We start from the raw sequence: 14,402 nt of genomic DNA, 5'->3' as shown, positions 1-14,402 counted from the left end.
CAGTCCTGGGACCTCTTGTGGCCGGCGCGGCGCCGTGGCGGGCCCCCGAGGGAGCCTTCCACGGCGCGTCCCGGTTCAGGCCACGACGTCCGCGGCCGTGAGGTTCTGCTGGCCGACCAGCTGCACCTGCATGTCGGGCGCCACGTTGGCGTTCACGTTGGCATTCACCAGCGTGGTTTCGTTGGGCGCGACGCCCTGGACGTCGTACCGCAGCTGCCCCGCCCCCGTGATCGCCGCCCCCTCGACGCCACTGAAGGCGAACGCCTGGTTGCCGCCGGCGCCGGTGTTGGCATCGATGGTCGAGAAGTCCAGGTCGTCCGTGCCGGTGGCGAAGTCCTGCACGATGTCCCGGTTCCCCGCGCCGACGCCCGAGTCGGTGGTGGCGTTGAAGTCGAACACGTCCGCGCCGCCGCCGCCGGTCAGGCTGTCGACACCGGCCCCGCCGATCAGCGTGTCGCCGCCGTTGCCGCCGCTCAGGGTGTCGTTACCGGCGCCGCCGTTCAGGGTGTCGGCGCCGCCGAGTCCGGTCAGCGTGTCGTTGCCGCCGTTACCCACCAGCACGTTGGCGTTGCCGTTGCCCGTGACGTTGTCGTTGCCGCTGCCGCCGGTGAAGTTGTCGATGTTCGAGATCACGTCGGAGGTCCCGGCGCTGGTCCCGCTGTTGCCCACCACGGCATTGGTGCCCAACGTGACGTTGAGGTTGGCCGTGGACGCCGAGTAGTCGACCGTGTTGGAGCCGCCGGCGCCGTCCACCGTGTCGCGGACGTTGTCGTTGGTCATCACGAAGGTGTCGGCACCGCCGCCGCCCGTCAGCACGTTGGCCACGCTGCTGTCGGTGATGGTGTCGCCGCCCTGGCTGCCGGTGACGTTCTCGATGTTGGTCAGCGAGTCGGTCCCCGTCTGGCCGCTGGTCGACACCCCGGTGGTCAGGTTGACGTTGGCCGCGGCGGTGGTATTCGCCAGGACATAGGTGTCCGTCCCGGCGCCGCCGTTCATGGTGTCGTTGCCGTCGTTGACGCTCGCCACCAGCGTGTCGTTGCCGGCGCCGCCGATCAGGTTGTCGGCGCCGCCGAGCCCGGTCAGGGTGTCGTTGCCGCCGCCGCCGGTCAGCACGTTCGCAGCACCGTTGCCGGTGATGTTGTCGTTGCCCGAGCCGCCGATGAAGTTGTCGACGTTGGTGACGATGTCGCTGGTGGCGGCGGTGGTGCCCGTGCCGCCGACGACCGCGTTGTTGTTGTTCAGCGCCACCGTGAGGTTGGCGGTGGCGGCCGAGTAGTCGACCGTGTTGCCGGCGCCCACGCCGTCGATCGTGTCGCGGACGTTGTCGCCCACCATGATGAAGGTGTCCTGGCCGCCGCCGCCGATCAGCACGTTCGCCGCCGTGCTGTCGGTGATGGTGTCGCCACCCTGGCTGCCGGTGACGTTCTCGACGCCGCTCAGCGTATCGGCGCCGATCTGGGCGCTGGTCGCCGTGCCCGTCGTGAGGTTCACCACGGCGGCCGCGGTCGTCGCGGCCAGGGTGTAGGTGTCCGTCCCGGCGCCGCCGACCAGGGTGTCGTTGCCGTCGCCGGCCGCCGCCACCAGCGTGTCGTTGCCCGCGCCGCCGTCCACCAGGTCGTCACCGGCGCCGCCGTTCAGGGTGTCGTTGCCGCCCAGGCCCAGGATGATGTCGCTGCCGGCCGTTCCGGTCAGGTTGTTGTTGCCGCTGGTGCCGACGACGGCGGTCTCGACCGACGTGATCGTGTGCGTGCCGAAGGCGTCGGTGTACTGGGTGACGACCCGTTCCGTCACGCCGGCCTGGTTGGCCAGGGTGCTGCCCGTCGCCGCCGCAATGTCGACCCAGGTGTTGGTCGCCGTGTCGAACCGTTGCCACTGCAGCGTCGTGGTCAGCGGACCGGCCGCGTCCTCGTCGGCCAGCGTGCTGGCCGCGGCCAGGGTGGCCGCCGTGTTCGTCTGGCTGCCGACGCTCAGGTGGATGGAGCCCGTGACCGCATCGTCGGCGTTGATCACCTCGATCGCCAGCGCCTGCTCGTCGAAGAGCGAGCCGTCGCTGACCCGCACGATCACGTCGTACACGTTGTCGTTGTCGAGGTCGGTGGCGACCTCGAAGTTGGGCGCCGCGACGAAGCTCAGCAGGCCGGACAGCTGGTCGATCTGGAACCGGGTGGCATCGTCCCCGAACAGCGAGTAGCTGAGCACCTGGTCGGGGAACAGGATGCCGTCGGTGACGTTGGCGTCCGTGGCGTCGATGAAGGCCACGAAGGAGTCGTTCTCGGGCCGCTGCACGGTGAACGAGGCGGCGCCACCAAACGACAGGATCTCCGGGGCCACGTTGACCAGTGCCACGGTCCGGTCGGCGAACTGCGCCCGCTCGAAGTTGCGGATCTGGTCGATGCCGTCGTCAAGGACCCCCGCCTGCACGGTGGTGTGCGCCACCGTGACCGTGCCGTTGGTGTTGGACGTCAGCGTGTAGTCGATGAAGTCGCCGTGGTAGACCGCGGTGTCGACGTCCGTTGCGGCCGTCTCCGACTGCAGGATCTCGCGCACGATGTGCAGCTGGCCGGGGTTGATCTCGCCGCTCACCATGCGGGAGGTCAGCTCGGTCATGCTGTCCACGGAGAGCAGCTCGTTGGCCTGGGTGTTCGCGTCGGTGGCGGTGTTCGTCACCCGGATGCGCGTGTTCAGCCAGGCATCGCCGTCGAGGTAGTCGTTGCCCAGGTTGCCGGTGATGGTGTCGCTGCCGGCGCCGCCGATGATGACTTCGGCGCCGAGGGTGACGTCGATGACCGAGGTGTTGAACGCCAGCGCCTCGACATCTTGCTGCGTCATGCCCAGCAGCTCGGCGAAGCCGTCGATCAGGGCCACGTTCTGCGACTTCAGGTCGCTCTCGTCCGGTGGATTGCCCGGCCCGGCGCCCGCGCCGCCTGCCGCGCCCTTGAGGGCCGAGGCGCCCACCAGGATGTCGTCGCCGTTCCAGCCGGACAGGCCTTCGACGGAATCGAAGCGGTCGCGCAGGGTGAACGGCTCCTGCGAGTTGAAGATCGGGATGCCCAGGTCGGAGTTGGCGTTCCCGACGTCGCCCTTGTGCGACGCCCAGTCGAAGCCGAACATGCCGTTGCTGCGCTGGATGCCGGGCCCCTGGATCATGATGTCGTCGCCCGACTCGCCGTCGTAGTCGGTGTCGTTGCCGTTGCCGTTGAGCACGTCGTGGCCGATGATGGTGCTGTTGAAGAACAGCTGCGAGTTCTCGCCCGACAGGCCGTCGAATCCTTCGCCGCCCTCGATCCAGTCGTCGCCCTCGTTGCCCATCAGGCCGTCGGGACCGTTGCCGCCCAGGATGAAGTCGTCGCCGCGGCCGGCGAAGACCTCGGTGAAGTCGTTGCCGGTGTAGATGAAGTCGCTGCCGCCGCCGCCGAACAGCACGTCGTTGCCGGCGCCGCCGCTGATGACGTCGTTGCCTTCGTCGCCGCGCAGGAAGTCGGCGCCGCCGGCCACCGTGCCGTGGTCGGTGATGATGTCGTCGCCATCGCCGCCGTGCACCTGGTCGGCCTCGTCGCCGGCATCGATGCGGTCATTGCCGGCATCGCCCCAGATGGTGTCCATGCCGCGGCCGCCATAGATGAAGTCGTCGCCGGCGGTGCCGCCCAGCACCACGTGGTCGCCGCCGTCGTAGGCGTAGCTCAGGACGCCGCCGTCGTCGAAGATGCCGTCGCCGTCGTTGTCCAGGTGGGCCGCCACGCGCACCACCAGCGGGTTGAAGGCGTCGAGGAAGGGGTTGCCGCGCGTCGGGTCGCCGTTCATCGTGACCCCATCCGGGCCCAGGATGCCGGTTCGTTGCAGCGACTGGTCCATCTCCAGCGTGTAGCTCGGGGTGGCGAACAGCATGCCGGGCAGGTGGGTGGTGTTGCCGTCCATGCCCAGGTCGCTGTTGCGCATGGCCAGTGCGGAGAAGGAGTTGGCCTCCAGTTCATTGAGCAGGTTGAGGCCCTGCGTGCGGCTGAGGTAGTAGAACCGGTCGCCGTTCTGCAGGTTCTCCATCTGGTTCTCGAACACGTAGTTGAAGGTCGGGCCAAGCATCCCGCCGAACTCCAGCTTGGCCTCGGCCAGGCCGCCGACCCAGAAGTCGACGTCGTTCAGGCCCGATGCGTCCGCATTCCAGGTGCCGGTGCCATGCAGGAAGTCCATCCGTGCCGTCCGCTGCGCCGCGGTTTCACCCGGTACGCCCATCACGAGGTCGAAGGCCGCGTCGCGCTTTTCCTCGAGCGTGGTCGCCGTGAGGATCGACTCGTGCTGCCCGTAGGCGGCGATGAAGTTGATGATCGATGCCGGATTCTTCAGGTGGGGCGCCAGGTCCGCCCAGCTCGTGTAGGGGGCGAACTGCGAATCGCCGGTCTGTTCGTAGAACACCGCCCGCGCCTCGTTGAAGGTCGGCGCGCCGGTCTCCCGGGCGCGGGACATGTTCAGCGTGGCCAGGTCCAGCGGCAGGCCGACCAGGTTGTTGCGCAGCGCCTCGGTGATGAACTCGTCGATCTCGTTGCCCACCTGGCGCGACATCCCGCGGATGACGCTGCCGATGGCCTCTTCCTGGGTCAGCGTGCCGTCCATGGTGAACTCGACCGGGTTCAGGAAGGCCTGGATCAGCCCGATGTCACTGGCCGCCAGCGTGGGGTCCAGGCGCGCGACGGTCTCGGTCAGCATCGAGTGGCCGAACCGGTACACCACGTTGGCGAACTCTTCCACGATCGCCGGGTCGAGGGTGGGCGAGTTGGAAAACACGAACGGGTCGACCGTGGGGGCCACGCCGCGGGCGAATTCCTCGAAGACCAGGTGCTGGTACTGCATCTCGGTCACGAAGCGGCCGGCCTGGAACAGCCGGTCGCCATTCCAGGCCAGGCCGTCGATCTCGGCCTGGGTGAGCGGGTTCAGCGTGAGGTCCCGGCCCGCCGCGAGCGGGGTGGCCAGCCATTCGTTGATGAGGGCGGTGTCGCCCGAGCCCAGGATGGTGTCCTTGTACGCCGCCACCAGCCGGTCATGTTCCGAATGGAAGATGGCGTGCATGGTCGTCAGGCCGATGTTCTCGTTGCCGCGCCCGTCGCCCGTGGCGTAGTGGCGGTCCAGCGTCTCGTTGTCGTAGGTGCCGGCCGCCTGTGGCAGGAAGAGGGGGTTGTCGACGCTGGCCGGCCGGGTCGGGTCATAGTTGGGGTTGGGAACGCCGCCGGTGACGTTGTCGGCATCGGGCGCCAGGACCGCGCCGAAGTCGTTCGTCGGCACCGCGTTGTGGGCGATGTCGATCAGGAACTGGTGGTCGGTGCGGAAGGTGTCGGGTGGCAGCAGCGTCCCCTGCCCGCCGTTGTCGCTCGGGTTCGCCTCGACCAGGCCGTGCGCCGTGACGATCTGGGCGAAGCCGTTCGTGCCGGGAATGAAGTTGCCGTAGCGGTCGGTGGCCACCAGGGGGACGTTGAACACGTCCTGGTCGGTGAGCTGGATGCCCAGCATCTCGGCGGCCTGGGTCTTCACGTCGCCCCAGGTGCCCAGCCCGTAGTCGCCCGACAGCAGGTTGCCGGTGGACGCGGGGGCCAGGTGGCCGTCCGTGCCGGTCGGCACCAGCTCGTATTCGCGCAGGAACACCTGGTGGGACGGGTGCGAGGTGTAGGTCTGGTTCTGGTCGACGAACGGTGTTGTCGTGTTGGTGTGGGCGTTCGGGTCATCGTCACCGGTGCCCAGCACGCCGTCCGGGCCCGGCCCGACGGAATCCACGGCGCGCGACAGCACCATGAAGTTGGTCGGGCTGCCCTCGACGTAGAGGGGGTCGTCGGGCATCAGCGGCACGAACACCAGGCCGTTGCCCTTGGTGATGAGGTCCAGCCCGTGGTCGAAGAACTGGCCGAAGAACGTCATGACGCCGTTGAACGGGGCGGACAGGCCGATGTCGGGTGACTGGTTGGGGATGAACAGGGTGCCGTTCTCCGTCACCTGGACCGTGTCCAGCCCGGGGAAGGTGCTGTTGGCGGCGCGGTCGTCGGCCGCGATGATCGCCGCGAAGTTGCTGGCCGTCTGGTCGACGATCAGGTTGCTGATGATGCGCGGCTGCGGGTCGATGACCGAGTTGGCGGGCAGGAACCCGCTTGCGGTCGTCGTCGGGGTCGCGTAGGGACCCTGCAGGTTGACCGGCACCAGCCGCGGCATGACGTTGTCGGCCGCGCCCAGCCGCTCCATGCCCGGCAGCAGGTTGTTCCAGGTGCCGTCCACCGTGCGCAGGCCGTTCGGCAGCAGGGGGCTGCCGACTGCAGCTGCCAGAGCGGCGCCGTCGATCTGTCCGTTGGGAAGCGTCGTCGCCTCCGCGATCTTGATCTGCTTGAGGATGAAGGACAGGTCGTCGAGGGTGACGGTGAAGTTGTACTGCGGGGTGGTGGCCATGGCTTTCTTTCTGTGAAGGTTGAAGAGCAGGGCGCGGAAGTCGGCCTCGGGAGAGTGCAGGTCATGCTGGTAGGCGCACCGAGGTCGTTCAATCCCCACTTCTTGTGCTGACGACGGCCCCGATCGGCGCATGCGGGGGCCAAACGTAAGCAACCAGCTGTTGCCCGCGACGCATCGGCGACGCACATGCGCAGGACCCCGTCGATCGAACGCGACGGTCAGGCGGGACTGCCGAAGAGTGCTATCAACCTGCTAGCGCGCGAGACGGTTTGGCGAGGACGGCGGGGGTCGGCCGAATGGGGGAGGCGCTTGCGCGAGGTCACCATCTGCGTGAGGCGTAATGAATCGAGTCGGTACTCGACAGCAACGGAGGGCCCGAAAAAAACGCCCAGCAAATTTGCGCCAATGTTCGTTGGCGTACAGACGCCGTATTGACCCCGCCCCTACCTTTGCGCTCGCGAGCGATGTGACGAGGAGAATCGTGATGAGCGAAGACAGTCGAATGACGTTCAGGGTCGCCGGAGGGAACGGCATGCAGTCCAAGGGGCGCACGGGTGGCTTCTCGATCTTCCGCAACCCACCTTGCGTGTGGCCCGAGTCGATGAGCGGGCAGCCGGGGGCCCCGGTTCGCGTCCACGTGATCGACAGCGACCCCCACCTGCGCGGCGTCGTTGCACAGGAGTTGATGGGCGACACCCGCACGGTGGTCTCGGGCCAGGCCGGGTCGCTGCGCGACGGTCGCCGGTTGCTGCGCGACGAACCCTGCGACGTGCTGCTGGTCGACATGCACCTCGAGGATGGGTTGGGCCTGGAGCTGATCTCGCAGGCCCGGGCACTGCGCCCGCCGGCGGAGGTGGTGGTCCTGTCGCGGCTGGACAGTGACGACGATGCGATGCGGGCGTTCGACCTGGGCGCGGCCGGCTTCGTGGTCAAGGATTCCTGGTTCGTGAGCTTCGTGCAGGCCGTGCTCCAGGTGGCCAACGGCGGCGCCTCGGTCACGCCGTCGGTTTCCCGCCGCCTGCTGCTCCAGCTCGGCCGTGGCCGCGCCGCCACGGAACTAGGGTTGTCCCCAGGCCAGGTCGTGCGCATCAAGCTCTCCGAGCGGGAGCTCGAGGTGCTCAAGATGATCGCCAGCGGCCTGACCAGCGTCGAAATCGGCCAGCGCCTCGCCATCAGCTGCACGACGGTCAACTCGCACGTCAAGAACATGTACCAGAAGCTGCACGTCAAGTCGCGTGCCCAGGCCGTCAGCTGCGCGAGCAGCTGGGGCCTGATCTAGCCTTCGGCCACGGGCCCTTCCCCGAACCCTCTCATCGCGTGCACGGGCCGCAGTTGCGTGAGCAGCTGCGGCCTTTTGCCGCTCGCCGGCCGCGCGAGCGGACATCCACCTGGCCGTCGTCACGCGGGCCAATGGTGTCCATCGCGCACAGATACCAGCAAACGTGACGGCCCGCTCGCCGCGGACGCGCACACACGCACGACACACCGGACGCGTCGCTCGCGGTCCAAGAACCGATTGATTTCGCTTGCGGGGCGCCGCTTGTGCACGGCCGTGCTGCTCGCTGCCCGGCGCGCGGACGACCGGCCCGCAGACTGACACCGATCTGGCTCGGCGCGGATGGGTCCTCCCCAAATCCATCGGAGGCTGCAGGTGCGCGCCCATCCGCCGAGGCCTAGATTGCACGCAGCCCCGCCGGCAGTCGATGGCGAGCAAGCGGATGACGCCGGGCCGGGGATGTCCCCTTCAAGTACCTGCAGGAGTTCGCATGGCCATGGTCCCCGTCCCCCACGAGCCCCCGCCGCCAGGCCCGGGCAGTCCGTCGCGGCGGCGCCTGTTCCAGGCCGCCGGCGCCACGGCCGCCGCGGCCTTCACGCCACATCTGGCCAACAGCCAGGTGGTGCCCGTGCGCCCGCCCAGCCCGCCGACCACGCCATGGGCCCAGCCCCTGCCGGTGCAGCAGCCGATCACGCCGGTCTCGGGCCTGAGTCCGCTGGCCTCCCTCATCGCCGGCGCCCGCGAATGCGGGCGTGCCGATCACCAGGCCTTCGCCCGGTTCCCGCCCCAGGAGCTCTACAAGGTCGAGGCCAAGGTCGGCTCGCACAGCTTCCACCCCGAGCTGCCGACGCAGGAGGTGTGGGGCTACGACGGCCAGGTCCCCGGCCCGCTGTTCCACGCCCGGTACGGCAAGCCGATCCTGGTGCGGTTCGAGAACAAGCTGCCCAACGCGCTGCAGGGATTCGGCTCGCCCGACATCTCGGTCCACCTGCACAACATGCACACCCCGTCGGAGAGCGACGGCTTCGCGCTCGACTGGTTCAGTCCGGCGGCGTGCGGCCCGACGCTGGCGCGGCCGGGCGAGTACAAGGACCACCACTACCCGATGGTGTACGCCGGCCTGGACGCCTATGGCGGCATCGGCGACCCGCGCGAGGCGCTGGGCACCTGCTGGTACCACGACCACCGGGTCGATTTCACGGCGCCCAACGTCTACCGCGGGATGGCCGGTTTCTTCCTCGTCTTCGACCACATCGACACCGGCAACGAGAACGACACCAGCCCCGTGGCCCTGCGCCTGCCCAGCGGCGAGTTCGACGTGCCGCTGATGATTGCCGACAAGCACTTCGACAGCGGCGGCTACCTGATGTTCGACCAGTTCAACACCGACGGCTTCGTGGGCGACAAGCCGTTGGTCAACGGCAAGATCCAGCCGTTCTTCCACGTGGCCCCGCGCAAGTACCGCTTCCGCATCCTGGATGCCGGAACATCGCGCACCATCGACCTGCAGCTGATGTACCAGAACCGGCCCCAGGGGTTCCAGCACATCGCCAACGACGGCAACCTGTTCGAGGCGCCCCTCTCCCGCACCAACGTGCACCTGGGCATCGCCGAGCGGGCCGACCTCGTGGTCGACTTCTCGAAATTCCCGGTCGGCTCGGAGCTGTTCCTGGTCAACCGCGTGCTGCAACTGGACGGAACCAAGCCGGAGAAGGATTTCCTGACGACGCCCATCCAGCTGCTGAAATTCATCGTCGACAGGCCGATGCAGGGGTTCGACCCGAGCCGCGTTCCCCTGAAGCTGCGCGAGCAACCGCCCATCAACCTGAACGAAGTGGTGGCCACGCGCGAACTCTCCTTCACCCGGACCCGGGGCTCGTGGGCCATCAACGACAAGCTGTTCGACGGCAAGCCGATCCTCAGCCCGAAGAAGGGCACGGCCGAGATCTGGAACCTGCGCAATCTCAGTGGGGGCTGGGCGCACCCGCTGCACATCCACTTCGAGGAGGGCCGCATCCTCACGCGCAACGGCGCGCCACCCCCGGCCTGGGAGAAGGGACGCAAGGACGTCTATTTCATCGGGCCGAACGAGAACGTCAGTGTGTTCCTGCGCTTCCGGGACTTCACCGGCAAGTACATCATCCACTGCCACAACACGATCCATGAAGACCACGCCATGATGGGCCGCTATGACATCGTCTCCTGAACCGCTGGTGCGCGACGGTCAAATCGCGCCGACGTTGGTCTCCACCGGACGGCGCCGCGCCTGGGCCGCCCTCGGAGCCGCCGCGGCGGGCGTGGCAGGGCTGGCGTGGCAAGCGCCCGCCGCCCGGACGGCGACGCGAGCGCCGGGCCGCAGCCCCGGCATCCCGGACGTGCCCCTCGTCACGCACGAGGACCGGCCGGTGCGCTTCTACAGCGACCTGGTGAAGGACCGCGTGGTGTTCGTCAGCATGATGTACGCGCAGTGCAGCGACCAGTGCCCCCTGATGACGCAGAACCTGCGGCGCGTGCACGAGGCGCTGGGCAGCCGCCCCGGCCGCGACGTGTTCTTCTACTCCATCACGCTGCTGCCGGAGTTCGACCGGCCGGCCGACCTGAAGGCCTACGCGGCCCAGAACCGCATCGGCCCCGGCTGGACCTTCCTCACCGGCACCAAGGCCGCGGTCGAGGCCATCCGCATGGGCATGGGCTTCTACGACCCCGACCCGGCGGTCGATGCCGACATCACCCAGCACACCGGCATGGTCCGCGTCGGCAACGACAGCCTGCAGCGATGGGTGATGGCGCCCCTGCTGCAGGACCCGCAGGTGATCCTGGAAACCCTGATGGCCGTCGACCCGGTCAGTCGCGCCGCCGGCCGCGGCAGCTTCGGGGCCATCCAGGCCTGACGGGGGCGCGCCGGGCCGTCCGGCGCAGGGCCGGGGCACGCCCGCGCCGCGGCGGCGGGCCAGGCTCGGGGCCGCCCGGAAGGGGGCCGGGCGTTCGCGCCACAATAGGCGAACGCACCCCGGGCCGGCCCCCGGTCCAGCACCATCCCCCGAAGTCCATGCCACTCCAATTCGCCTCCCGCCTCGACAACGTCGAAACCTCCGCCATCCGCGAGCTGTTCAAGCTGCTCGGCAAGCCCGGCATCATCAGCTTCGCGGGCGGTTTCCCCGACAGCGCCATGTTCGACGTCGAGGGCCTGCGCGAGGCCAGCCAGAAGGCGCTGGCCGAGGAGCCGGGCGGCGCGCTGCAATACGGCGCCACCGAAGGCTATGACCCGCTGCGCACCCAGCTCGCCGCGTTCGAGCAGGCCAAGGGCGTGAAGGACCTCGGGCCCCAGGACCTGATCGTCACCACGGGAAGCCAGCAGGCGCTGGATCTCCTGGGCAAGACCCTCGTCAGCCCCGGCGACAAGGTGATCGTCGAGGGGCCGACCTTCCTGGCCACCATCCAGTGCTTCCGGCTCTATGGGGCCGACCTGGTGTCCGCTCCCATCGACGCCGACGGAGTGCAGGTCGACCGGCTGGAGGCGCTGATCGCCGAGCACAAGCCCAAGTTCGTCTACCTGATTCCCACCTTCGGCAACCCGAGTGGTGCGCTGCTCTCGCTGGAGCGGCGCCGCAGGATCCTGGAACTCGCGGTGAAGTACCAGGTGCTGATCGTCGAGGACGATCCGTACGGCGACCTCTATTTCACCGCCGCGCCGCCGCCGCCGTCGCTGCTGGCGCTGAGCGACCAGGTGCCCGGCTCGCGCGAGTGGCTGGCGCACTGCGGCAGCATGAGCAAGGTGCTGTCGCCCGGCCTGCGGGTGGGCTGGCTGGTCGCCCGGCCCGAGCTGCTGGCCAAGGCCACCATGTGCAAGCAGTTCAGCGACGCCCATACCAGCACGTTTGCCCAGGCCACCGCGGCCCAGTACCTGCGCAGCGGCCGCATGCCGGCCACGCTGGACCACGTGCGCAAGGTCTACGCCGCCCGGGCGCTCGCCATGGGGCAGGCGCTCCAGCGCGAGCTGGGCGACGCCGTGGCGTTCACGCAGCCGCAGGGCGGCCTGTTCTTCTGGGCCCGGCTCACCGGCGCCGGCGGGGCAGTGCGCGATGCCGGCGAGTTCGCGAAGAAGGCGATCGAGCAGGGCGTGGCGTTCGTCCCGGGCGCGCCGTTCTTCGCCCAGCAGCCGGACCACAGCTCGTTCCGGCTGTCGTTCGCGACGGCCGACGTGGGCCGCATCGAGGAGGGGATGGGCCGGTTGGGACAGGCGGTGCGCGCGGCCCGCTGACCCCATCCGTGGGGAGCCATCCGTCCGCTGCGACTTGACTCCCGCCGGCGTCGGTGGCCTCATCCATGGATCGAACGGGGGGATGCAATGATTGACGCGGGCACGACCGTCACGCAGCTTGTCCACGACTGGCAACGGCTGCTGGAACGGCAGCACGAACTGGCGATGGTCTACTTTGACGCGGTCCGGGGGGGGGCAGTCGACGAACGGGCTGCTCGACGAGCTGGAACTCCTGCTGGGCACCGTCGCCCAGGACATCGAGTCGCTGCGCCGCCTGCTCGCGCTGGTCGTGCCGGACCTGGGCTCGTAGGGGCCCGCTATCTAGATAGAGACGGCACCGGGTGACGGGGCGCAGGCCGCGCCCGACCCGCTGCACCAGCTCCCGGTCGGGAACGACAGGCCCGTCCGGCACATCGAATCCCATGTCTGGACCGACGAAGCGGTGGCCGTCAACGGCTGGCCGCTGCGCTTCGTCACGAAGGACCGGGCGCGGGGCGGAATTCCCGACCCTTCCCGAGCGTTCATCTGCTGCCAGCCAGCATCGGGAGCTCGACATGAGTGACAAGAGCACACAGCGCCGGACCGCCCAGGTCATCGACCTGGACAACTATGCCGACGTGTGGTTCTGGAGCAGGTACCTCGAGGTTCCTGCCGACCGCCTGCGGCAGGTCGTCGGCGAAGTCGGCCCCGAGATGGACAAGGTGCGCCGCTACCTGCTGCGGGCGAACCGGGCGGCGGAAGCGGCGGCCGCCACCACCCACTAGCCTCGCGACGGCCGCGCAGGCCGGGGTGCCCAGGGCGGCGCCCGTCAGGCGTGCGCCAATTCCTCCAGCGCTTCGGATTCGGCCTGCACCTGCGCTCGCGTCGCCTGGATGAAGGCTTCCGTGTCCTGCAGGATGTGGTCGTCGACCTCCATCGAGGTCGCGTCCAGCAGCCGCCGCCGCAACCGCGACCACAGCCAGCGAGGCGAACCGTGCCGGGTGGCCAGGTCCGCGCCTTCGCGCCGTCCCAGGTCGGCGCCGTCGAACCAGTTCAGAACCGCGACCAGGTTGCGCCGCGTGAAGGCCAGGGGTGCGCCCTGGCCGGCGCACAGGACGATGCGCGACAGGGCCTCGCACTGGCGCAGCGTCTCGGCATGCAGGTGCCGGATGCCTTGCAGTTCGTCCGCAGGGATGTCCATGTCAGTCGTCCGTGCGCAGCAGGCGCCGGGCCCGCACGCCAAGCCGGGTCAATGCCGCCGGCGGAACCATCTGCAGCCGACCCCTCGGCGCCTCGCCGGCGGCCTGCCCGTTGGCCGGGTCGGCCGCCGGCCGGGTGGTCCGGGCCGGCAGGCCCTGGGGAAAAACGAGGGCGGGGGCGGTGGTGCTTCGCAAGCTGATCTCCTTGGTCATGGAGCCAATCTAAGGCTGCGGATGCTGCAAGTAAAATGATTTCTTTTGCAGATCACTGCACTGAAATTGTTCCGATGGACATCAACCTGGCCCGCACCTTCCTCGAGATCGCCGCCTCGCGCAGCTTCGTGCAGGCCGCTGCGCGCCTGAACGTGACCCAGACCGCCGTCAGTGCCCGCGTGCGCACCCTCGAGGAGTTGCTCGGTCGCCAGCTGTTCCTGCGCAACAAGGCCGGCGCCTCCCTGACGCCGGCCGGCGAGCAGTTCCACCACTACGCGCAGGCGCTGGTGCAGGTGTGGGACCGCGCAAGGCACGAGATGTCCATGCCGCCCGGCAGCAGCGCCCTGCTGGCGGCGGGCTGCGAGCCCAGTCTCTGGGACCCCCTGGTGCTCGACTGGCTGCAGTGGATGCGCAAGGGTGCGCCCGGCCATGCGCTGTACACCGACATCGGCAAGGCCGAGGACCTGCTCGATCGCGTCACCAGCGGCATGCTCGACCTCGCGGTCCTGTACGCCCCGCGCCACCGGCCGGGCCTGCGCATCGAACTGCTGTTCGAGGAGAAGCTGGTGCTGGTGAGCACGACGGCGGGGCTGGAGAAACCCGACCCGGCCAGCTATGTCTACGTGGACTGGGGCGGCGAGTACGGCGAGCAGCACCACCTGGCCTTCCCCGATCTCGGCCGCGCCGGCGTCTCGGTCAACTTCGGCCCGCTCGGGTTGGAATACCTGCTCGCCAATGGCGGGGCAGGCTACTTCCGGCAGAGCGTCGCCGCCCGCCACGTCGCGGCGGGGCGGCTGCACTGGGTGGCCGGCGCGCCGCAGTTCCTCTACCCCGCCTATGTCGTGTACCCGACCGATGCCGACGCGGCCGTGCTCCAGCCCGCGCTCGCCGGCCTGCGGGAAGTGGCGGCCCGCGCGAAGGCGGCGCAGGCCGCGCGGCCGGTGCGGGGCCGCCGGCACCCCTGACCCTGACCCTGACGCGCCGAAGGCGCACGGGTACCATCGCCGCGCGGCGCGACCGGCACCCGGGGTGTCCGGCGGAGCGTCAGGAACAAGGA

The 14,402-nt window shown here is 69.2% G+C and carries 10 protein-coding genes; 7 read left to right on the top strand and 3 right to left on the bottom strand.

Features of this window, described 5'->3' with window-relative positions; genetic code table 11:
• Positions 1–75: 75 nt before the first annotated feature.
• The gene (locus GON04_RS18150; protein ID WP_181653650.1) at positions 76–6,417 is read right to left on the bottom strand and encodes a peroxidase family protein; all 6,342 of its coding nucleotides are present in this window, start codon (positions 6,415–6,417) and stop codon (positions 76–78) included.
• A 484-nt stretch (positions 6,418–6,901) separates the two neighbouring features.
• Between GON04_RS18150 and GON04_RS18145 the strand changes: the two genes are divergently transcribed.
• The 6 genes from GON04_RS18145 to GON04_RS18125 all read left to right on the top strand — a co-directional run bounded on the left by GON04_RS18145 (position 6,902) and on the right by GON04_RS18125 (position 12,718).
• Positions 6,902–7,696, top strand: coding sequence for a LuxR C-terminal-related transcriptional regulator (locus GON04_RS18145; protein ID WP_232533149.1), 795 nt, complete (start codon positions 6,902–6,904; stop codon positions 7,694–7,696).
• 487 nt (positions 7,697–8,183) lie between these two features.
• Complete coding sequence (locus tag GON04_RS18140) at positions 8,184–9,899, top strand: multicopper oxidase family protein (protein ID WP_181653649.1); 1,716 nt, start codon at positions 8,184–8,186, stop codon at positions 9,897–9,899.
• Between the two features lie 169 nt (positions 9,900–10,068).
• A complete protein-coding gene (locus GON04_RS27100; RefSeq protein ID WP_198349333.1) occupies positions 10,069–10,584 on the top strand; it encodes an SCO family protein in 516 nt (171 codons plus the stop codon).
• 158 nt (positions 10,585–10,742) lie between these two features.
• Positions 10,743–11,954 carry an aminotransferase-like domain-containing protein gene (locus GON04_RS18130; protein ID WP_157399428.1) on the top strand — a complete coding sequence of 404 codons (1,212 nt, stop codon included), beginning with the start codon at positions 10,743–10,745 and terminating at the stop codon, positions 11,952–11,954.
• A gap of 175 nt (positions 11,955–12,129) precedes the next feature.
• The gene (locus tag GON04_RS27095) at positions 12,130–12,264 is read left to right on the top strand and encodes a hypothetical protein (RefSeq protein WP_255481755.1); all 135 of its coding nucleotides are present in this window, start codon (positions 12,130–12,132) and stop codon (positions 12,262–12,264) included.
• A 244-nt stretch (positions 12,265–12,508) separates the two neighbouring features.
• A complete protein-coding gene (locus GON04_RS18125; protein ID WP_157399427.1) occupies positions 12,509–12,718 on the top strand; it encodes a DUF3606 domain-containing protein in 210 nt (69 codons plus the stop codon).
• Between the two features lie 44 nt (positions 12,719–12,762).
• Here the strand turns inward: GON04_RS18125 and GON04_RS18120 are convergent, their stop codons facing one another.
• Both GON04_RS18120 and GON04_RS18115 read right to left on the bottom strand, forming a co-directional pair.
• Positions 12,763–13,134: a hypothetical protein gene (locus GON04_RS18120; RefSeq protein ID WP_157399426.1), complete on the bottom strand. Its 372-nt coding sequence runs from the start codon at positions 13,132–13,134 to the stop codon at positions 12,763–12,765.
• A gap of 1 nt (position 13,135) precedes the next feature.
• Complete coding sequence (locus GON04_RS18115) at positions 13,136–13,345, bottom strand: hypothetical protein (RefSeq protein WP_157399425.1); 210 nt, start codon at positions 13,343–13,345, stop codon at positions 13,136–13,138.
• 74 nt (positions 13,346–13,419) lie between these two features.
• Between GON04_RS18115 and GON04_RS18110 the strand changes: the two genes are divergently transcribed.
• The gene (locus GON04_RS18110) at positions 13,420–14,310 is read left to right on the top strand and encodes a LysR family transcriptional regulator (RefSeq protein WP_157399424.1); all 891 of its coding nucleotides are present in this window, start codon (positions 13,420–13,422) and stop codon (positions 14,308–14,310) included.
• Positions 14,311–14,402: the final 92 nt, after the last annotated feature.

Origin of the sequence: Ramlibacter pinisoli, assembly GCF_009758015.1 — a bacterium.
In the GTDB taxonomy this organism is placed as follows: Bacteria; Pseudomonadota; Gammaproteobacteria; order Burkholderiales; family Burkholderiaceae_C; genus Ramlibacter; species Ramlibacter pinisoli.
Note: the sequence above shows the minus strand (reverse complement) of the source record. Positions and strands in the feature narration are given on the sequence as shown.

What these genes read in the sequence shown, in the direction of transcription:
- GON04_RS18150 (WP_181653650.1), bottom strand. Translation starts at nt 6,417, where the DNA reads ATGGCCACCACCCCGCAGTACAACTTCACCGTCACCCTCGACGACCTG.
- GON04_RS18145 (WP_232533149.1), top strand. Translation starts at nt 6,902, where the DNA reads ATGAGCGAAGACAGTCGAATGACGTTCAGGGTCGCCGGAGGGAACGGC.
- GON04_RS18140 (WP_181653649.1), top strand. Translation starts at nt 8,184, where the DNA reads ATGGCCATGGTCCCCGTCCCCCACGAGCCCCCGCCGCCAGGCCCGGGC.
- GON04_RS18130 (WP_157399428.1), top strand. Translation starts at nt 10,743, where the DNA reads ATGCCACTCCAATTCGCCTCCCGCCTCGACAACGTCGAAACCTCCGCC.
- GON04_RS18125 (WP_157399427.1), top strand. Translation starts at nt 12,509, where the DNA reads ATGAGTGACAAGAGCACACAGCGCCGGACCGCCCAGGTCATCGACCTG.
- GON04_RS18120 (WP_157399426.1), bottom strand. Translation starts at nt 13,134, where the DNA reads ATGGACATCCCTGCGGACGAACTGCAAGGCATCCGGCACCTGCATGCC.
- GON04_RS18115 (WP_157399425.1), bottom strand. Translation starts at nt 13,345, where the DNA reads ATGACCAAGGAGATCAGCTTGCGAAGCACCACCGCCCCCGCCCTCGTT.
- GON04_RS18110 (WP_157399424.1), top strand. Translation starts at nt 13,420, where the DNA reads ATGGACATCAACCTGGCCCGCACCTTCCTCGAGATCGCCGCCTCGCGC.